Source organism: Shewanella inventionis, assembly GCF_019931735.1.
Lineage (GTDB): Bacteria > Pseudomonadota > Gammaproteobacteria > Enterobacterales > Shewanellaceae > Shewanella > Shewanella inventionis.
The window spans coordinates 3,423,275-3,443,462 of the sequence record NZ_CP082926.1 but is presented as its reverse complement, the minus strand read 5'-3'; the positions used below and the strand labels follow the sequence as shown (position 1 = coordinate 3,443,462).

20 protein-coding genes and 1 riboswitch are annotated in these 20,188 nt (G+C 42.9%); of the genes, 19 read left to right on the top strand and 1 reads right to left on the bottom strand.

Translation table 11 applies throughout. The features are described from left to right. Nucleotides 1-133: 133 nt before the first annotated feature. From nirB to K8B83_RS15320, 5 genes are all read left to right on the top strand, one after another. Nucleotides 134-2,734, top strand: a complete 2,601-nt coding sequence (gene nirB / locus K8B83_RS15340) for a nitrite reductase large subunit NirB (protein WP_188739894.1) — start codon at nt 134-136, stop codon at nt 2,732-2,734. Further along, on the top strand, nt 2,731-3,057 hold the full coding sequence (nirD, locus tag K8B83_RS15335) for a nitrite reductase small subunit NirD (RefSeq protein ID WP_188739895.1): 327 nt from the start codon (nt 2,731-2,733) through the stop codon (nt 3,055-3,057). Before nirB ends, nirD begins: the two co-directional genes overlap by 4 nt. Nucleotides 3,058-3,068: 11 nt before the next feature. Continuing rightward, on the top strand, nt 3,069-4,535 hold the full coding sequence (locus tag K8B83_RS15330) for a NarK family nitrate/nitrite MFS transporter (RefSeq protein WP_188739896.1): 1,467 nt from the start codon (nt 3,069-3,071) through the stop codon (nt 4,533-4,535). A 20-nt stretch (nt 4,536-4,555) separates the two neighbouring features. After that, complete coding sequence (locus K8B83_RS15325) at nt 4,556-6,331, top strand: bifunctional protein-serine/threonine kinase/phosphatase (RefSeq protein ID WP_188739897.1); 1,776 nt, start codon at nt 4,556-4,558, stop codon at nt 6,329-6,331. A 238-nt stretch (nt 6,332-6,569) separates the two neighbouring features. Further along, a complete protein-coding gene (locus K8B83_RS15320) occupies nt 6,570-7,202 on the top strand; it encodes a LuxR C-terminal-related transcriptional regulator (RefSeq protein WP_188739898.1) in 633 nt (210 codons plus the stop codon). A gap of 117 nt (nt 7,203-7,319) precedes the next feature. Here K8B83_RS15320 and K8B83_RS15315 read toward each other — a convergent pair whose 3' ends face one another. Next, on the bottom strand, nt 7,320-9,077 hold the full coding sequence (locus tag K8B83_RS15315) for a M61 family metallopeptidase (RefSeq protein WP_188739899.1): 1,758 nt from the start codon (nt 9,075-9,077) through the stop codon (nt 7,320-7,322). A 202-nt stretch (nt 9,078-9,279) separates the two neighbouring features. Between K8B83_RS15315 and hinT the strand changes: the two genes are divergently transcribed. From hinT to K8B83_RS15245, 14 genes are all read left to right on the top strand, one after another. Further along, nucleotides 9,280-9,633 (top strand): purine nucleoside phosphoramidase, encoded by a 354-nt coding sequence (gene hinT, locus K8B83_RS15310; protein WP_188739900.1) that lies wholly within the window; start codon nt 9,280-9,282, stop codon nt 9,631-9,633. Further along, on the top strand, nt 9,633-10,145 hold the full coding sequence (locus tag K8B83_RS15305; protein ID WP_188739901.1) for a PaaI family thioesterase: 513 nt from the start codon (nt 9,633-9,635) through the stop codon (nt 10,143-10,145). The genes hinT and K8B83_RS15305 overlap by 1 nt, the downstream gene beginning before the upstream one ends. Next, nucleotides 10,138-10,605, top strand: coding sequence for a PaaI family thioesterase (locus K8B83_RS15300; RefSeq protein WP_188739902.1), 468 nt, complete (start codon nt 10,138-10,140; stop codon nt 10,603-10,605). The genes K8B83_RS15305 and K8B83_RS15300 overlap by 8 nt, the downstream gene beginning before the upstream one ends. Nucleotides 10,606-10,642: 37 nt before the next feature. After that, on the top strand, nt 10,643-11,035 hold the full coding sequence (locus K8B83_RS15295; protein ID WP_188739903.1) for a YcfL family protein: 393 nt from the start codon (nt 10,643-10,645) through the stop codon (nt 11,033-11,035). Between the two features lie 145 nt (nt 11,036-11,180). Continuing rightward, nucleotides 11,181-11,286: riboswitch (TPP riboswitch) on the top strand. A 57-nt stretch (nt 11,287-11,343) separates the two neighbouring features. Further along, nucleotides 11,344-13,545 (top strand): TonB-dependent receptor, encoded by a 2,202-nt coding sequence (locus K8B83_RS15290; protein ID WP_223417964.1) that lies wholly within the window; start codon nt 11,344-11,346, stop codon nt 13,543-13,545. A gap of 49 nt (nt 13,546-13,594) precedes the next feature. Then, nucleotides 13,595-13,855: a hypothetical protein gene (locus K8B83_RS15285; RefSeq protein ID WP_188739905.1), complete on the top strand. Its 261-nt coding sequence runs from the start codon at nt 13,595-13,597 to the stop codon at nt 13,853-13,855. Nucleotides 13,856-13,860: 5 nt separating this feature from the next. Further along, nucleotides 13,861-14,538, top strand: a complete 678-nt coding sequence (gene pnuC / locus K8B83_RS15280; RefSeq protein ID WP_188739906.1) for a nicotinamide riboside transporter PnuC — start codon at nt 13,861-13,863, stop codon at nt 14,536-14,538. A 24-nt stretch (nt 14,539-14,562) separates the two neighbouring features. Beyond that, nucleotides 14,563-15,612: a phosphotransferase gene (locus K8B83_RS15275; RefSeq protein ID WP_223417962.1), complete on the top strand. Its 1,050-nt coding sequence runs from the start codon at nt 14,563-14,565 to the stop codon at nt 15,610-15,612. A 41-nt stretch (nt 15,613-15,653) separates the two neighbouring features. Further along, nucleotides 15,654-16,499: a DUF6279 family lipoprotein gene (locus tag K8B83_RS15270; protein WP_223417955.1), complete on the top strand. Its 846-nt coding sequence runs from the start codon at nt 15,654-15,656 to the stop codon at nt 16,497-16,499. A 69-nt stretch (nt 16,500-16,568) separates the two neighbouring features. Further along, nucleotides 16,569-17,162, top strand: coding sequence for an HvfX family Cu-binding RiPP maturation protein (locus K8B83_RS15265; RefSeq protein ID WP_223417944.1), 594 nt, complete (start codon nt 16,569-16,571; stop codon nt 17,160-17,162). 101 nt (nt 17,163-17,263) lie between these two features. Next, nucleotides 17,264-17,812 (top strand): NAD(P)H nitroreductase, encoded by a 549-nt coding sequence (locus tag K8B83_RS15260; protein WP_223417942.1) that lies wholly within the window; start codon nt 17,264-17,266, stop codon nt 17,810-17,812. 573 nt (nt 17,813-18,385) lie between these two features. Beyond that, complete coding sequence (locus K8B83_RS15255; RefSeq protein WP_223417930.1) at nt 18,386-19,198, top strand: MFS transporter; 813 nt, start codon at nt 18,386-18,388, stop codon at nt 19,196-19,198. A gap of 42 nt (nt 19,199-19,240) precedes the next feature. Continuing rightward, nucleotides 19,241-19,555, top strand: a complete 315-nt coding sequence (locus tag K8B83_RS15250) for an MFS transporter (RefSeq protein WP_223417929.1) — start codon at nt 19,241-19,243, stop codon at nt 19,553-19,555. A gap of 48 nt (nt 19,556-19,603) precedes the next feature. Then, nucleotides 19,604-19,975: a VOC family protein gene (locus K8B83_RS15245; RefSeq protein WP_223417927.1), complete on the top strand. Its 372-nt coding sequence runs from the start codon at nt 19,604-19,606 to the stop codon at nt 19,973-19,975. Nucleotides 19,976-20,188 lie beyond the last annotated feature (213 nt).

Genomic DNA, 20,188 nt, shown 5'->3' with positions numbered 1-20,188 from the left:
ATAATGGTTGATTAACCAAAGTGTGTAACCAGTAAAATTAAAAATTCGGGATTGTAACTGGCAATGGCGCCAACTCTTTAATTGGAGTTGGCGCCATTTTGTTTTTACGGTCTCAGGCATGAAGGAGTAGGAAATGACAATCTCAAAACCCAAATTAGTGGTCGTCGGTAATGGCATGGTAGGTCATCACTTTGTTGAGCAACTGTGTAGTTTAGGGCTCAATAAAACATTTGAAGTGCATGTATTTGGTGAAGAGCCTCGTCCCGCTTATGACCGAGTGCAATTGTCTAAATATTTTGAAACAGGCAGCGCTGAGCCACTCATGCTAACAAGCGCAAAGGACTATCAAGATTGGGGGATCACGCTTCACCTAAATACGCCAATCGCGTCTGTTGATATTGCCGCTAAAACCGTTACGAGTGCTCAAGGTGACAGTTATTCATATAACCGCTTGGTATTAGCTACTGGCTCCTATCCATTTGTGCCACCTATTCAGGGTAACGATAGGGCGCAATGTTTGGTGTATCGCACCATTGAAGATCTCGAGGCCATTCAAGCTGCGGCGCAAAATAGCCAAGTTGGTGTGGTTGTCGGCGGTGGATTATTGGGTTTAGAAGCTGCAAATGCCATGATGCAATTAGGGGTAAAAACGCATGTTGTTGAATTTGCCCCACAATTGATGCCCGTTCAGCTAAATGACAGAGCCGGTGAGTTACTTTGCAGTAAAATTGAACAGCTTGGCGTCAGTGTACACACATCTAAAGCCACGACAGCGATCATTGATGGCGAAACCGCTATTCATCGAATGACCTTTAATGATGACTCGTATCTTGAAACCGACATGATTGTATTTTCGGCCGGTATTCGCCCACAAGATGCACTGGCAAGAGTATCTAATATTAGCATTGGTGAGCGTGGCGGTATTGAAATTGATGATTACTGCTTAACATCAGCTCCAGATGTTTATGCCATTGGTGAATGTGCTTTATGGCAACAAAAAATATTTGGTTTAGTGGCGCCAGGTTATCAAATGGCTCGTGTGGCGGCATCTCACATAGCCTCATCGACCTCAAACGTGCCAAGCCAATCATTTACCGGAGCAGACATGAGCACCAAGCTCAAGCTGTTAGGCGTTGATGTGGCGGCTATTGGTGCTAGCCGTGGGTTTGAACATGCTCAGTTTGTAGAATTATCAGACAATCAAGCTGGTATATACAAAAAGCTTTGGCTTGATGACAGCGGCAAGTTTTTAAAAGGAGCCGTGTTAATTGGCGACAATAGCGATTATAGCCGTTTGCTTGATATGTATTTATCGCAAGATGAGATTGAAGGCTCTGCCGTTGATTTGTTACTGGCTGGGGCTGAAAACGAAGCAGATCTCAAAGATACCTCCATTGTGTGTTCTTGCCATCAAGTGACCAAAGGGGACATTGTTAATGCGGTGAACGCTGGCAGTCATAAAATGGCTGAGATTAAGTCTTGTACTCGTGCCGCTTCTGGTTGTGGTGGTTGTGCGCCTTTAGTGCAAAAGATTATTGACCAAACCTTGCAAGCTGCAGGGCTTGATTTTAATGCCGGAATTTGTGCCCATTTTGACCATGACAGACAAGCGCTTTATCACATTTGCCAGGTCGAAGGCATTAGCGATTTTAATACCTTGATCACCCAGCATGGTAAGCCTTGTGCAAATGGTCTCACTTATGGCTGTGACATTTGTAAACCTGCAGCGGCATCGATTTTTGCCAGTTTACAAAACCAATATGTTTTAAACCAAGATAATGCTCATGTGCAATTGCAAGACACCAACGATGCATATCTAGGTAATATTCAAAAAGACGGTACTTACTCAATTGTGCCGCGAGTGGCTGGCGGTGAAATCACACCGGCCAAATTGATTGCGATGGGACAAATCGCTCAAGAATACGACTTGTATACCAAAATAACCGGTGGGCAACGTATTGATATGTTTGGTGCAACCTTATCGCAATTACCTGAAATTTGGCAAAAACTCATTGATGCAGGCTTTGAAACAGGCCATGCATATGGCAAATCTCTGCGTACCGTAAAGTCTTGTGTAGGCAGTACCTGGTGCCGATATGGTGTACAAGATTCGGTTGGTTTTGCCATCGATTTAGAAAACCGCTACAAGGGATTACGCAGTCCTCACAAATTGAAATTTGCCGTTTCGGGTTGTACTCGTGAATGCGCTGAAGCACAAAGTAAAGATATAGGCGTAATCGCAACCGACAAAGGTTGGAACCTCTATGTTGCCGGTAACGGCGGTATGCGTCCACGCCATGGTGACCTATTTGCCACCGATCTATCAACAGATGAGTTATACCAATACATTGACCGCATTTTAATGTTTTATGTCAAAACGGCAGATAAGTTACAGCGGACATCAACCTGGATGGAGTCGTTAGACGGTGGCTTAGCCTACTTAAAATCGGTTGTGATTGATGATGCACTTGGCATTAATGCCGCACTAGAGCAGCAAATGAACCATATTGTTGCCACCTATCAATGTGAATGGAAAACCAGTCTTGAGAAACCAGAGTTTCTTGCGCGCTTTAATGAGTTTGTGAACCCAAATGAGGCGCCAGGACTTGATACCAATGCCTATCAGCGAGTGCGTGAACAGCGTTTTCCCAATATTAAAGATGCAGGAGCTGGCACCATCGCCATTAAAGACATCACCGAGCAACAAACAACAGCAGATGAGGTAGTAGCATGAGTTGGATTAATGTGTGTGAAGAATCTCGTTTACCTGAAGGAACCGGAGTGGCGGCCTGGGTAGCGGGTAAAGCTGTCGCTATTTTTAACTTAGGCAAAGATGGTTTATATGCCATTGATAATGTTGATCCTGCGACCGGCGTTAGTGTGTTAGCGCGCGGATTAATCTGTGAAATGGACGGTGAACTTTGTGTCGCGTCACCTCTGTATAAGCAACATTACCAATTGAGAACGGGTGTGTGTATTGAGGATAACGCTTTAATTGCCAGTCCTTTTGATATTAAAACCGAACAGGGCCAGGTCCTTGTGTTAGCAAAAGGATAAGGAATATCACTATGAGTGCAGAAAAATTTAACCTGTTTTCATTTAGCGGCAAAATGAAAATTATGCATTTAAGCTGGATGGCATTTTTTATCACGTTTGTGGTGTGGTTTAACGCCGCGCCATTACTTAGTGTGATAGCCGATAGCCTTGGGCTGACAACAGCACAAATTAAAACCTTGTTGATCCTCAATGTGGCATTAACCATTCCAGCCCGAATAGTGATAGGCATGGTGACTGATAAATACGGTCCGCGCATCACCTATTCGGCATTACTCGCTATTTGTTCTATTCCGTGTTTTATGTTTGCCGTTGCTGACAGTTTTGAACAACTGGCTTGGGCGCGTTTTTTGATTGGCTTTATCGGTGCAGGTTTTGTGATTGGTATTCGTATGGTCAGTGAATGGTTTCCTGCCAAAGAGCTCGGCACAGCAGAGGGAATTTATGGTGGTTGGGGCAACTTTGGTTCTGCCGCTGCTGCCTTCACATTACCTGCGGTTGCACTGGCATTTGGTGGCGCAGATGGTTGGCGTTATGCCATTGGTATTACAGGCTTAATGAGCTTAGTATTTGCTTTTGTTTATTATTTTAACGTAACCGATACCCCAAAAGGCTCAACCTATTTTAAACCTAAAAAAGGCGGCGGATTAGAGGTGACCAGCAAAGGCGACTTGGTGTTACTGATTGTGATGAAAGTGCCTATGTATGCCACGTTAGCGTTACTAGGCTGGAAGCTGTCACCATCGGGTGTCAGTATGTTTACTCAAGATGTGACTAATTTGATTTATGCTGGCCTTGTATTGGTGTTTTTAGTTGATTTTTATCAGACCTACCAAGTTAATAAACATTTGTTTTCTATTGAAGTACCTGAGTTTGAACGTTATGAGTTTAAGCAAGTAGCGGTGTTAAATGTGTTGTATTTTACCACGTTTGGATCTGAACTCGCTGTAGTGTCAATGTTGCCGCTGTTTTTTGCTGAAACATTTGCACTGGGTATGGCACAAGCAGGCATGGTGGCATCAAGTTATGCCTTTATGAATCTAATGTCTCGCCCTGGTGGTGGTTGGTTAAGTGATAAGTTTGGTCGTAAAACAACGTTATTGATTTTAACAGCAGGCTTAGCAATAGGGTATTTCTCTGTCGCGCAAATCGACTCTAGTTGGGCCTTACCACTGGCTGTGGTTGTGGTGATGGCATGTTCTTTCTTCGTACAAGGCGGAGAAGGCGCCGTGTTTGCTGCTGTGCCATTAATTAAGCGCCGTTTAACGGGGCAAATTGCAGGTATGACAGGTGCTTACGGTAATGTTGGAGCTGTGTTCTTCTTAACGGTATATTCAATGGTGTCAACGCAAACGTTCTTCTATGTCATTGCGGTAAGTGCCGTATTTGGTTTTGTCACCTTATTCTTTATGAATGAACCTAAGGGCCATATTGCCGAAGTGAATGAAGACGGTGAAGTGACTTTAATTAGCGTTAGCTAAACTGATTACATAGGACATTTATGCCTCTTGAGCCCGAACAGCAGCCAAATTCTTCGCTGCCTTTTGCAACCAGTTTGCAATTGGCGGTGGGGCAAGCATCTGAAAAAGGTCGTAAATCGCAAAATGAAGATGCGATAGGGATCCGTATTCCGAGCGGAGTCTCATTGATGACCAAAGGAATTGTCAGTGTTATTAGCGATGGCGTAAGTACGGCAGAGGGAGGCGCACAAGCCTCGGCTATCAGCGTGAGTAATTTTTTAGCCGATTATTACTCAACCCCAGAAAGCTGGAGCGTGCAAACCTCAAGTGCAAAAGTACTAACTGCATTAAATCGATGGTTGTATGGCTTAGGGCAAGACTACCGCGATGCACGGCGAGGTTTTGTGTGTACGTTCAGTGCCTTGGTTTTTAAATCCTGTACTGTGCACATGTTACATGTGGGAGACTCGCGAATTTACCGCTTTCGCCGCGGTGAGTTAACGCAATTAAGTCATGATCACAGCACAAAAATTAACGCATCACATCAGTATCTTACCCGTGCATTAGGCATGGATGTTAAACTCGATGTAGATTACAAAGCACTGAGTGTAGAGCAAGACGATCTGTATTTATTAACCACAGATGGCATCCACGATCAATTTACCGAGTTTGAATTACAGCAAAAACTCACGACTTTTTGTCAGCTACATCCTCAATTATCAGACTCTTTGTGTGAGCAGTTTTGCCAACTATTAATCAGCAAAGCCTATGATTTAGGTAGTAAAGATAATCTCAGCGCGCAACTCTTATTTGTTGAACAACTTCCAAAGCAAGCAATCGATGATGTGTACTTAAGTTTGTCTCAGCGGCCATTTCCGCCTCCCCTGAGTGTAGGGATGAAACTAGATGGGTACACGGTCACGCATATTATTCATCAGTCGCAACGAAGCCAGGTTTATCGTGTTGTTAATGGGCAAGATCAGGCTTTTTGCATGAAAACCCCCTCTGTAAACTACATTGACGATGCCGCTTATATTGAACGTTTTATGCTTGAAAGTTGGATAGGTCAGCGGATAAACAGTACTCATGTGGTGAAAGTGGTTGAACAACACAAGCCTAAATCAGCACTGTATTATTTGACCGAATATTTATCAGGCGTGAGCTTAGCGCAATGGCTAGTTCAGCACAAAAGGGCTCCGGTAGAAGAGGTTCTGTTACTGCTTAAGCAAATTGAATTAGGTGTAAGGGCATTTCATCGCCGAGAGACACTGCATCAAGATTTAAAGCCAGATAATATTTTTATCACCCGTGATGGCGTGGTTAAAATTATCGATTTTGGTTCTTGCTTTATTAAAGGTGTGGCTGAAATCAGCACCCCTCTGACACGTGACCATATTTTGGGTACTGCAGATTATACCGCGCCAGAAGTGATATTAGGGTATCAAGCTGATGGTCGCGCAGATTTGTTTTCATTGGCGGTCATCGCCTACGAAATGTTGACCGGTGAGTTACCTTTTAATGCTAAATTGGCCAAATGTAATACAAGGCAAGCATTTTTACGCCTGGAGTATGTGAATGCTCATCAGCTTAATCCTATGGTGCCCACCTGGATAGATGCAGCCTTAAAAAAAGCCTTAAACAATGAACCTAATCTTCGTCAAGCTGACACCTGTGAACTTATTCATCAATTAACTACGGCAAGTGCCAATCAACGCCCGCAACATTTTGTCCCTTTTATGAGTCGCAACCCAGTAAGGTTTTGGCAAATAACTTCGATAGTCCTATTCTTGGCATTAATGACGAGCTTGTTGGTTTAATTCCTTAAGTTTATTGACGATTAATAAAATGGCATAAACTCATCGCTTAATAACGCAATAATCGATCGACTCGACTAAAATGATGGTATTGCAAATTGTCATAGTACTAAAGTCTAGGTTTGTTATTGTGATTATTCTTTTGGCTTATTTGCACCAAAGGCGTTGATTGATAATATTAAGATGTTTGAATATTGATTGGCGTTGAAGTCGTTTAGTTGGTTCACATGGAGTGTATGGGATGTTTAAAGTTGTTAATTGGATGATTGTTTCACGATCTCAGTTGCTAAGTGATTTGCTCGATAGCCGTTGGCCCCAAGAGTTTTTGGTTAAATTAACTAAAGCTCAACCTGGCAACATGGCAAAAATGCTCGTTGAAGAGCCTGTTTCTGTGGTGTTTTTTGACTTATCAACCATTGATATTCAACAGGTTTATCAATTGCAACGGCTTATTGAGCGTGAATATTGCGCCATACATACAGTCTTTATTAATTTCCCTAAACAACTCGACACCCGCTTTCTTATTCATCCTGCAACGACCCTAGGGGTGTTTTATGCAGATAGCAGTTTGGCTGAGATCAGCCTTGGCTTGAATGAAATACTCAAAGGGCGCAGTGTTATGCCGCAAGAGTTATTACATTCAATGATGAATGACGATACTGAGGCAGAGGGTGAGCAACTGACCATTAGAGAGCGTGAAGTGTTACATGCGCTGTTGTCAGGCAGTACCAATTTAGATATTGCTAATCAATTGTTTGTGAGTGAGTCGACGATTAAAACACATTTATATCGAGCGTTTAGAAAAATTGGTGTGTCGAGCCGAGGTCAAGCAATTGCATGGGCGCAAACTCATATGCATGAGGTGAGGGTATAGCCTCATTTTCAACTGTTTTTATTAACAAAATAAAAATGGGTATCAATTGATACCCATTTTTGTGTCAGCTGGTCGTGATTAACCACAATTAATAAGACACTATATGTTAAGCCGCTGTTAGTTAAACCAAAGTGCGGTTTTACTGGCATCATTGATGGTTAAAGAAATAGTATCTGCGACGGCTTCACGTACAGGCAATTGCCCTTGCATTAATTCATCGCGTCTAAACCAATGTAAATTGAGCTCTTGTCCTACGCTGTAGCTTTGCAGTTGTTGCTCAAATTGGGCGGTAACTTGTAAATTATCAGCGGCAATCAGTAAATCCCCGGCGCTTAATCCCGCTTGGTGTGCTGGGCTGTTTTGGCTAACCGTTAATACTTTAAGGCCAAGGGATTCTGGTTTTGTTTTAGCGCCAAAAGCAATTTTATAGCCTTTAGCCTCTCCACCCCCTAAATCATTGACTCCTTCGCTTGGCCTCACTGTCATGGTGACGCCGACTTGTTCGAGTAAACTGCTCAATGGTAAGTCTTGGGTGTTGTCTAAATAAGCAAAAATATCGTCACAGGGGCGATTTAGCAGGCTTTCAACAATCTGTTGGTGGCTCATGCTGTGAGTGCCAATGTGTGGCAGGCCATATTGTTGCCATAACGCGCGCATTACATCGTCTAAACTGTGCTTACCCTGGGTTTCAATGCGGATGGTTAAGTCTACATACAACGCAAATAAGGCGCCTTTGGTGTAATAACTAACAATGGCATTGGCGGCATTTTCATCTTGCTTGTAAAACTTGGTCCATGCATTAAAACTTGATTGTTTTAAGGTTTGTTTAAAGCGCCCCTCGCCGCGATACACACGCGTCATGATTTGACTCAGTAGAGTTAAATAACCTTTTTCATCAATACATTTTGATTTAAAAGTAATTAAATCATCGTAGTAGGAGGTTATCCCTTCATACGCCCATAACTGCTCTGTGTACGACTCTTTTGATAAATCAAATGGGGTAAACTCGGCAGGTTTAATGCGTTTAACATTCCATGAATGGAAGTATTCGTGGCTGCACAGCGACAAATAGGTGCGATAGCCTTTATCGACAGGCCCATCGAGTGACAAGGGGAGGTCGTTACGTGAGCACATTAACGCGGTTGAGGCTTTATGTTCTAATCCACCAAAGCCGTTATCTAAAACCGTGGTCATAAACACATAACGCTCAAACGGCGCCGGTGTGCCAAATAAATTAATTTGATATTCGCAAATGGCGGTTAAATCCTTAGCCAGGCGAGCAATATTGGCGCGATGCTTACCACTGAGTACGATATCGTGAGGCACGCCTGCTGCGAAGAAGGTTTCGATGGTGAGCTCGCCCATTTCTACTGGGTGATCGATTAAATCATCGTAGTTTTCTGCACTAAAATCGCCAAAGCCAAATTGTTCACCAGCGGTTCTTTGCATGCTGGTGGCTAACATCCAGTGGGCTAATTCAGGCAGTGCGGGCTTTGCAATTGTGACTGTGTGAGGGTGAGATTCAAGCCCTTTGGCGGCTAAAAATACGCTACTGCCGTTAAAGAAGCCGTGGTTTGTATCAAGGTGGGCGGTGCGTACAGATAAATCCCAGGCGTAAATTTGGTAGCACAATACGATGTCGCTACCCTGGTTGTTGAGTTGCCAAGTTTGCTTATCTAGCTGGGTAACCGTTAAGGCTTGTTGGTTTTCTGTGGCCTTTATTTCAATAATGTTTTTGGCAAAGTCACGGATCATATAGCTGCCAGGTAGCCAAGCGGGTAAACAAAAAATTTGTGAGGGGAAGGCTTGGGTAACCGTTAGGGTCACTTCAAATAAGTGTGCTTTAGGATCGACCGCATGGATATGAAAATGCATAAAGAGTTCCAAATAGTAGAAGCATTACAATCAACAAGATTGAGCTATAATCGACAATGCTGCCAAAAATGACCCAGTTAAGCAAACGAATCCCATTTTATGTAAAAGATAGCTGATTTTGTGTGTTTTTTCTGGAGTCAGAGATTAAAGACTTGGTACTATTAACCGCAGCAACATGATGTCATTCATTAAGGATCTTAAAATGGCCGAAGAAACCATATTCAGTAAAATTATTCGTCGTGAAATTCCTGCCGATATTTTATATCAAGATGAGCTAGTCACTGCATTTCGTGATATTGCCCCACAAGCACCAACGCATATTCTTATTATTCCTAATCATCTGATCCCTACTGCCAATGATGTCAAAGCATCAGATGAAAAAGCATTAGGCAGAATGATGACTGTCGCAGCTAAATTAGCCGATGAAGCCGGTATTGCAAAAGATGGCTATCGTTTGATTATGAACTGCAATAAACATGGCGGCCAAGAGGTATATCATATCCATATGCACCTTGTTGGTGGAGCGCCATTAGGCCCGATGTTGAGCCGCGGATAATGAAGATTAACAGTGACTTTTTTCCGTTAACGGAAGTGGCAACACGCTTTGTTAATCAATTGGCGCAGTGTCGCCGATTAGGGTTAAGTGTTAAAGAAGCCAGCGAGCACCACGTGTTAATTGAACTGCCTTATAGCCGAGATATTATTGGGTATCCAGATACAGGCGTAATTCATGGTGGGGTGATCACCACCTTAATTGATACCTCCTGTGGTACTGCAGTGGTGTGTGCGATTTTAAAAAAATATCAATCACTTGAGTTGTCGCCCACGTTAGATTTGCGAGTTGACTACATGAAGCCTGCTGAGCCTCATAAAGCGGTGTATGCCTTTGCAGAATGCTACCGTTTGTCGTCAAGTGTGGCTTTTACTCGCGCGATTGCTTATCAAGACAGTATTGATGAACCCATTGCTCATGCCGTTGGTTCGTTTATGCGTATCAGCCCAGAAATGGTTGGCGAAGAGTTTCGTCAAGCGCTAATGGGCAATTTGCCGGAGAGTCAAGATGACTGAGCAAACAACCCAAGCGGCATCAAGTGAGTTGGATGTTCAAGATGTGGTAAAGCGCGCCATTGAGTTAAATGACTACAGTTATTTGCTTGAAAAAGTGCCATATTCACAATTTATTGGCATGTCGGTGGCCCGTTTTGGCGACGAAATGGTGTTTAAACTGCCCGCTAAAGATGACAATATTGGTAATCCAATCTTGCCGGCTATTCATGGCGGTGTAATTGCTGGTTTTATGGAAATGTCGGCCATTGTGCAATTAATGGTGTTTATGCAAGCTAAAAAGGTGCCTAAAATTGTCGATTTTTCAATTGATTATTTACGGGCTGGTTTACACCAAGACACCTTTGCAGAATGCAAGATTACCCGTCAAGGTCGCCGGGTGGCCAATGTGAGTATTAATTGTTGGCAAACAAACCGTAAACAGTTAATTGCGACTGCGAGAGCGCACTTTTTGTTAGACTAATAACCCAATACCGCCAGTAACATTTAAGGAAAAGATTATGAAACTTGCATCATTTTTTGTACTCACTTCAACCTTGTTATTTGGCGCCTGCGCCCACAATACCGCGGGTATTGCCGTTGACTCTAACGGGCAAGTGCGAGTGGATAGCAGCTCTTTTGCCAGTGATGTTAATGTGACTGACATTTCATCAATAATGATTGGAGACCTAGTTAAAGCGTCTGCATTAATTCAAAGTAAATCGAGCTATGACCAACGCGTGCAATACAAATTCACCTGGTTTGACGCCAACGGCTATACCATTGAAGATGAAGCAACGAGTTGGAAGTCGCTTAAATTACATGGCATGCAACAACTGCAAGTGAGTGCCGTCGCACCTAATACTCAAGTCAGTCATTTTGAAATATACGTGCGCGAAACCTACTCTGATTAATCGCTGTTGATATGTGATAACTCAATACTGAGCAAGGCTTTGTTTACTTGAATACAAAGAAACACCGACTTGATATTGACACGCTATTTTGTGTTATCAAATTGTATGAAGGATCGTGTAATCAAATTTTAGATAGTTTATACTCGTGGCCGCCAAGGGGTGTTCAGCACTACTGAACTGAGATGTCTTAAGACGAACCCTTAGAACCTGATCCGGCTTATACCGGCGTAGGAATGGGCCACACTATCTATAAGTGCACCTCTTATTCGCTACTCTTGCCGGATCTCAAAATAACTATTTGAGGTCCTATGTTCACGAAAAATTCATTTGGGTTATCCCATTCGCCAATTGCTTTAGCGGTTATTACCGCATTGAGCTCGCCCGTTACTCTGGCTAAAACTGCAGATATTGAGCGCGTCACACCAGAATACGAAAAAATGGAAGTGATTGTTGTCAATGCTGATTTTAGTCATATCAGCCTTGATAAAATGCCATCGAGTGTCACCGTCATTGATGCGCAGCAATTAGAAGATGAAGGCGCTCAACATTTCGAAGATGTACTCAATTCTATCGCTAACTTTAACTGGTCAGGCGGAAGTTCGCGCCCTAAGTATTTTCAAATCCGTGGTGTGGGTGAGCAAGAGCAATACCAAGGAGCGCCTAATTCTTCAGTGGGTTATGTGGTCGATGATATTGATTTGTCTGGGCTTGGCATGGTGTCGAGTATGTATGACATGCAGCAAGTTGAAGTGCTGCGTGGACCGCAAGGGACGCAATATGGTGCCAATGCATTAGCTGGATTAATTTACCTTAAAAGTAACGACCCAACCGACTCGTTTGAGCATGGCGCTAAAGTCAGCGTGGGCGATGATGATTTACGTACGTTTTCTGGTTTTAGCTCTGGGCCATTAAATGATACAGGTAAGTTGTTATATCGCGTGTCTGTAGAGCAGCACAATCAAAATGGGTATCGTGATAATTTATACTTAAACCGTGACGACACCAATGAGCGTGATGAGCTAAGCGCCCGCGCTAAATTGCGTTGGTATGCCAGCGACGATTTACAAATTGATTTAACCTTACTGCATGCCAATTTTGATAATGGCTACGATGCCTGGACACTCGATAATAACACCAGCAATACCTTAACGGATAAACCGGGTGTTGATACTCAAAAAACCACAGGTGCAGGGCTTAAGTTTATTTACAGTGGTGCAAGTGCATTTGACTTTACCTCGCTCACATCACTCGCACAAACCGATCATCATCATGCGTATGACGGCGACTGGGCAAACCCTGATTACTGGGCCAGTAAGCAATGTACAGCGTATGACGACGATTACAATGTTATTGGCACTGAGCCCTGTGTATACGATTACACCTGGGATAAAGCGGGGGACCGTCGTACATTAACCCAAGAGTTTCGTTTATCGTCAAAAGATGCCGGGCGTATTTTTGCAGGCTCAACGGATTGGTTAGTGGGTGTGTATGCCATGAACCTCAATGAAGATAACGACTTGTACTCAGAGTACAACACCTGGCCAGATGAAGTGCTGCAGTCAAGTTATGAAGCCACAAATTATGCGGTATTCGGGCAATTGGACAGTCATTTAGGCAACGACTATTTGTTGTCAACCGGTTTGCGTTTTGAGCGCCGCGACAGCGAATATACTGACAGCAATAATGATAATTTTGACCCGTCAGAAAACATGTGGGGCGGCCATATTGCTTTATCAAAAGCGATTAATAGCAACCATAATACTTATGCCCGTATTGCGCGAGGTTATAAAGCGGGTGGTTTTAACATGACCCTGCCTACTGAGCTTGCCAACAAAAAAGAGTTTGATACTGAGATTTTGTATAACTATGAAATCGGCATGAAGTCGACATGGTTAAACGGCCAAGTTGATTCTACGCTAGCGATATTCTTTATGGATCGTGAAGATCAACAAGTGGCTGCGTCTTTACAAGATCCTGATAATCCTCAACGGTTTGTGCTATTTACTGAAAATGCCGGTAGTTCGCAAAATTACGGTGCAGAGCTGGATACCAAGTGGTACGTTACTGAAAATATTGAATTTTACGGCGGTGTTGGTTGGTTGGAAACCGAATACGGTCAATATGAATACAGCGACAAATACGGTTCTATTATCGACTTATCTGGCCGTGAACTCGCTCATTCACCTCAATTTACCTACAGTGCCGGAATGACTTATGTGGCTGACTCTGGCTGGTTTGCTAACCTTAATGCCAGTGGTAAAAGTGATTTTTATTACTCAGACAGTAACGAATCAACCTCAGATGCCTATACCATTTTTAACACACGTATTGGTTATGAAACCGCAACCTGGTCTGCTTATTTATGGGGCAGAAACTTATTTGATAAAGAATATGGTGTGCGCGGGTTCTACTTTGGTAACGAACCCGATTTAGATTGGGCCGACAAGCAATACATACGTTATGGCGACCCTCGTCAAGTGGGCGTTACATTCGATTATAAGTTTATGTAAGTTCAACAGCGGCACCACCCGGTGCCGCATACCTTTTAGGATATAAGCGATGAAATTAACTGCAGAAATCAGTATGTATCCCTTTAACGAAAACTATCTTGACCCGATCAAGTGGTTTATTGGTCGTGTTGATAGTTACAACAATATTGAACGTGTTACCAATGCCATGGCAACGCAAGTGTGTGGTGAATACAGCGATGTGATGTCAATGTTAGCCATCGAAATGCAAGCCGCTCACGAAAAGTGGGGCAAAGCCGTGTTTGTGTGCAAATTTATTGGCGGCGAACTTAACCTAAGCCATAGTGAATAATGACCATGAATGACATGATATTAGCGATTCAGCAAGCCATTAACGAAGCATCGGTAATGACCTTTTGGGAGGCTATCGCGGTCATGCTTGCACTTGTGTATCTTATTTTGGCCATGCGGACCAATATATGGTGTTGGTCTGCTGCATTTATTAGCACAGCAATTTATACCGTTTTGTTTTGGAATGTGTCGTTGTTGATGGAGTCGGTACTTAATATTTATTATATGGGTATGGCGGTTTACGGTTACTGGTTATGGCTGCATGTGCCGCCAGCACAGCAAACGCAGCAACACCATGTTAGCTCCCATCTTAAGATTACCAGTTGGTCACTTAAAACCCATAGCATCGTCATTGCCGTGACATCTTTAGTGTCTGTGATTGTTGGCTACGCAATGGCAAATTATACTTCTGCGGCTTTTCCCTATATTGACGCAGCAACAACCTGTTTTGCAGTGGTTACTACCTATTTAGTGGCAAAAAAAGTGCTCGAAAACTGGCTCTATTGGGTTGTTATTGATGTGGTTTCTATCTATTTATACTTTCAAAAAGGCTTAATGCTCACTAGCGGTTTATTTATTTTATATGTCGGAATGGCACTCGCGGGTTACCTGATGTGGCGCAAAAAATATCAACATAATGTTGTAGAGCAAGACAAGGTTTCTTCACAAGTAATTAGTGTATAATCACTGCATTATCAGATTGTTATAGTGTTAGATTACATGCCATCACCCTTGCTGACTTTACCAAGTGAGTTAATCAAAACATTGCAGCAGGCCATGCCTGCTGCAATGTATCACTCATTATTAACCCAATGCAGCGCAGTAACTTTATTAAATGGAGGGTTAAGTAACCAAAATTACCGATTGTCTTGCCCCACAGGTGACAAGGTATTACGCGTTAACCAACGCCACAGCAATTGGTGTAACCGAGAGCTTGAAATTGAATGTTGGCGAGCTGCCATTGATGCAAATATTGCCCCGCAACTTGAATGGGTGAGTGATGACAAGCAATTCTATTTAAGTGAGTTTGTCGCTCAACCTCATGGCGATTGGAGTCAATTCTCATCAATGTTTGGCCACTCATCTGCTCGGCCATTGGCTGCGATGTCTCATCCTCATGTGGATGCAGTTACTTTGCTGGCACAATTGTTTGCCTCGCTGAGTCAATTACCTGTACCGTCTAAAAGTATCACCGTTAGCGCCCAATGGCAGCAGTATGCCCAGCAACTTGCACAATACAGTGCAGAACAAACTCAAGGGCAATGGCAACAAGCATGGCAACAATTGCAGTGCATGAATGTTCGCGTAAGGCATTGGTTATCACAACTAGAGTCGTGCGTATTATTGCCAATTTTCTGTCATCGTGATTTAACACCGCATAACCTATTATTAAGCAGTACATCGGCTTGCCAAACTCATGATGATAATGTCGACCAAGCGAAATTGTATTGTATTGATTACGAATACGCTGTTGCCAGCCACCCGCTATTTGATTTAGCCAGTGCCGTAGCTACACATGAGTTAACAAATGAACAAGTAAATCAATTGACCCACAAGGTTATTGTGCAATATTGTCAAATGGCGAGTTTAACAGACGTGGCAGCTGCCAAGGCGGCATTACCTGCAGCAATAAATTGTTTTTGGTTGTTTTCGGCGATGTGGGCGCTGCTTATGGCCGCTGAAACCACTCAAGAAGATACATTAGCGATGTCTAAATACATTAAGTTTTACAATCAATACTTGGCTCTCATCCACTAATCAATGTACATATAAACAATATAAATTTTGAGGGATCAATCGTGACCAAAAAACTGTTGCTGTTATTGTGCTGTTCAATTTTCTTTGTAGGCTGCTCAACCAAGGTGAGTTATTTTTTTCTTGATTGGGCCATTGAATGGGAAGTTGAAGAGTACGTTGACTTAAACCGCGATCAGCAAAATAAGTTTGATCATCTGGTGGAGCAATTTTTAGTATGGCATCGACAAGAAGAGCTTCCACGTTACCGTGATCAATTAACCATACTCTCCACACAAGCCAATGACTATTCTTTAACCCCTGAGCTGTGGCAGCAACAAGTCACTATGGCCAAAGCACATTGGTACCGTATTTTTGACTTTGTTATGCCAGAGCTACTGCCCATTATTGCCAGCTTTGATGACAAACAAGTTCAGCAAGTATTAACTCAGCTTAAAAAGGAGCAAAAAGAGCTTATCGAAGAATACGCTGGTAAAGATCAGGCTGAGTTAATAAAAGACTCAGATAAACGCATTGAAAAGCAGCTCAAAGAGTGGACGGGCAGTGTAAGTGATGCACAAAAACAGATTATTCATCAGGCCAACACCGAGCGGCTCGCTACACTTGATATGTGGTTAGAATATCGTCATGAATGGCAGCGTCAATTTGAACAAGCTTTATTGCGCCGCAATGAAACAGAGTATTTTACCACCCAAATGACTCGCTTATTTACCGCACCCGATGAACTCAAATCGTCAGTTTACCGAGACAATGTTGATGTGAATACTCATAAGTTTGGTGTCATGATAATTGAACTTAATCAGAGCTTTAGCGATAAACAGCGTAAGCATTTTGACCGTAAACTAGCTGAGCTTGTTGACGATTTAACCGAATTACACCTAGATAAATAATCTTTGATTGAAATGTTTTATTGAGCTTACGGGTCTTTTAATTCAACAGACAATCAAAATAGGCTATTTATGCAGGTATTAATTGGGTTATATCAAAAATTTTTACACACTATTAAGCATTTAGAAGGCTTAGCCGCTTTGGCGTTAAGGTTGTACCTTGCCCCCGTATTAATGCAAGCAGGATACAATAAATTGTCGCACTTTAACGACACAGCAGCCTGGTTTGGTAATCCAGATTGGGGCTTAGGGTTACCCATGCCAGAGGTGATGACGGCATTGGCCGCAGGCACAGAGCTCTTTGGCGGAGTATTATTATTAATTGGTCTTGCGACAAGATTAGTGGCTTTACCTATGATGATCACCATGCTGGTGGCTGCTTTTGCGGTGCATTTACCTAATGGCTGGTTAGCGATTGCCGATGCTAGTTCATGGTTAGCGAACGAGAACGTGATTGCCTCAGCAGAAAAGTTAGCCGCGGCAAAGTCTATTTTACAACAACACGGTAATTACGAATGGCTGACCAGCTCAGGCAATTTTGTGATTTTAAATAACGGGATTGAATTTGCCATCACCTACTTATTTATGTTGTTAGCATTACTGGTCATTGGCGGTGGTCGTTACACCAGTGCCGATTATTTTATTCGCCGTCGCTTATTAAAATAGTGTTGTTCACTGTGCAGATGAAACCCGTTTAATTTATCCCACCAAATTGGTGGGATTTTTGTTAATATCATTTGCAAAATATTTCATGAAAGGATTGCATCTTGGACGCTAAACAACTGTTACTGACCCGCCAATCAACACCCCGTCTTGTGGCCCCAGCGCCTAACGATGAACAACTGACTTTTTTACTCGATGCCGCCGCCAGAGTACCCGATCATGGCGCGCTAACACCGTGGGAATTTATTATTGCCGTTGACGATGGCCTTGCTAAGTTAGCTGACATTTTTGTTGCCGCCGCCAAAGCGCAAGGTGCCGATGACGCCATGATAACCAAGGCTGGTAACATGCCATATCGTGCGCCTATGGTAATCACCGTTGTGGCCAAAACACAACAGCATGACAAAGTGCCGGCCATTGAGCAGCACATCGCAGCAGGTTGCGCCACCATGGCCATGCAACAAGCGGCATTTGCAATAGGATTAGGCGCTGTGTGGCGCAGTGGTGATTTTGCATTTAATGCTGATGTGAATAACGCGCTAGGATTAGCAGCAGAAGACCAAATTGTGGGCTTTTTATATGTCGGCACCCCAGCGGTGGTCGCACCCACTAAACCGCTTAAAAGTGGCCAACAATTTGCGCGTTATTTGTAAATATCACAAGGTCATCACGTTTTGACGTTTTGACCAGTGGCCATCTTCATGTAGATGGCCTTCGGGCATTAACCTTGGGCGCTTCGCCCAGTTTTACACTTCATCTGTATCTGTCTACAAAAATCGAATCAATATCCTTTGTCATTAGACCATTACAGTCAGCCCTGTCTCCCATCTTTATGTTGTGTGCACTGTGTATCAAAACCCTTGTCATTTTTTGGCGCCTCTTTAAATTTAACCGGCTCGTGCTTTTAGCAATAAAATAATACAAACACATATTGAGGCTCTTATAGCGCGATTTTTTTGAAATAAAGAATGCTGCCTGACGCTTTCATTCCTACGAAATATCAAGGCACTAAAACAAAATGGATTTAAAAAATAAAGCGACGCAGGAAGCTAAAGCCGAGACATTTATCGGTTAATTCCAAGCTTTTTTACTGCTGAGCCGATTTTATCTATACATAAATCGTATTGATTCAAGATTTAAATACTATTTTTGTTATTGATTGGTTCGCCCTACAATTTGTTTATCTACTCAGGCACCGAATTGATAAACAAAATTAAGGCGGGATTATGTCAACAACCCACAATGAAACATTAAGTCAAGGGCGCTTGTTACTGATGTCGAGCGCGGTCTCGGCAACGGGGGCAAACCTTTATTATAATCAACCCATTTTACCCAATATTGGAGCAGAGCTTGGGTTAACCGGTGGACAACTAGGCGTGGTGCCTGCGGCTGGACAAATTGGTTATGCCGCTGCGTTATTGTTTTTATCTCCTTTAGGTGACACCCTGCCACGCAAACGGCTCATTGCCATTTTATCCGTATTGTTAGTGCTATCATCACTGGTTGCGTTTTCTTCATCGGGTTTTATTGCTTTGGTTATTGCCTGTTTTATCATTAGCTTAAGTGCCAATATAACCCAGCAGTTGATCCCATTTGCCGCGTCGTTAAGCACGCCCGAAAACAAAGGTCGGGTCATAGGTACTTTGATGACAGGTCTGACGGTGGGCATTTTACTTTCTCGAACACTCAGTGGTTTTGTGGGTGAGCAGTTTGGCTGGCGGGCTGTATTTCTTATGTCAGCTTGTATTGCAACCTTGTTTGGTGTGTTGTTAACCGTTTTTTTACCAACCAATACACCGACAATTAAGATCCCTTATTTTAAGCTTGTTGCGAGCATGGCAACATTATTTAAACAGCATGCCATACTGCGAGCTTCGGCTTTTACTGGCGCACTTTGGTTTGCGTCCTTCAATGCGCTTTGGGCGACGTTAGCCTTACACGTTAGCGAGTCTCCGTTTCATTATAATGCTCAGCAAGCAGGGCTGTTTGGGGTGATTGCTCTTGCAGGTGTTATAGGTGCCAAAGTATCTGGCTCGTGAGTTAGCCGTTTTGGCTCTCGTAACATGATAAGGATGGCATTGGTGATCATTGCGATTGGTTTTGTTATTTCTGGTCTATTTGCCGACACATTATTGGGGTTAATTGTCGGTATTATACTTATCGACCTTGGGGTGTTCAGTGCTCAGGTGTCTAATCAGGTACGAGTATTTTCAATCGATCCACAGGCCCAAAGCCGCATAAACGGTATTTATATGCTTGGTTATTATCTTGGTGGGGCACTGGGGTCATTTGTGGGCATTCAAGCGTTTGATCTGGCAGGATGGTTTGGTGTTGTTTGTCTGAGTATCAGCTTGGTTGCATTGAGTTTTGTTGTTAACAGAGCCAATAAACAGTAATGTTAATAAAGTCGTATTTGTTTTTATCAATCACCAAGGAGCAAGATAATGAAATTGGGCTGTTTTTCAATTAGCTTAGCGGTAAAAGACTTGAAAAAATCGAAAGCATTTTACGAGAAATTAGGCTTCGAAGTCTTCGCCGGCGAAGAGTCCCATGGTTTTTTAATCATGAAGCATGGGGACACCAATATCGGTTTGTTTCAGGGGATGTTTGAAAAAAATATACTGACCTTTAATCCTGGCTGGGATCAAAATGCTAAAAGTGTAGACGCATTTGATGATGTACGTCAGTTACTTGAGCAGTTTAAATCTAAAGGTATCGAAATAGTTGAAAATTCAATAACTGGAGACAGAGGGCCATCGAGTTTTGCAATTATTGATCCTGATGGAAACCCGATACTCATCGATCAGCATGTTTAAAAAACAAGTGTCGGGTGCACCTATTTGAACTCTCTGCAAAGCAATGACAAGATTTGTTACAGGTTCAAATAATGCCATGTTTCATTTACGTACAATAAGCTGTAAGTGAAAAATTTCAGGGCTCAGTGCTCGAAAAAGTCAGTTGAATCCGTGCACTGAAGTACCTTTTGAAGGTTAACCACCATAACGAGGCCATAGCTCATTGTGGTGGAC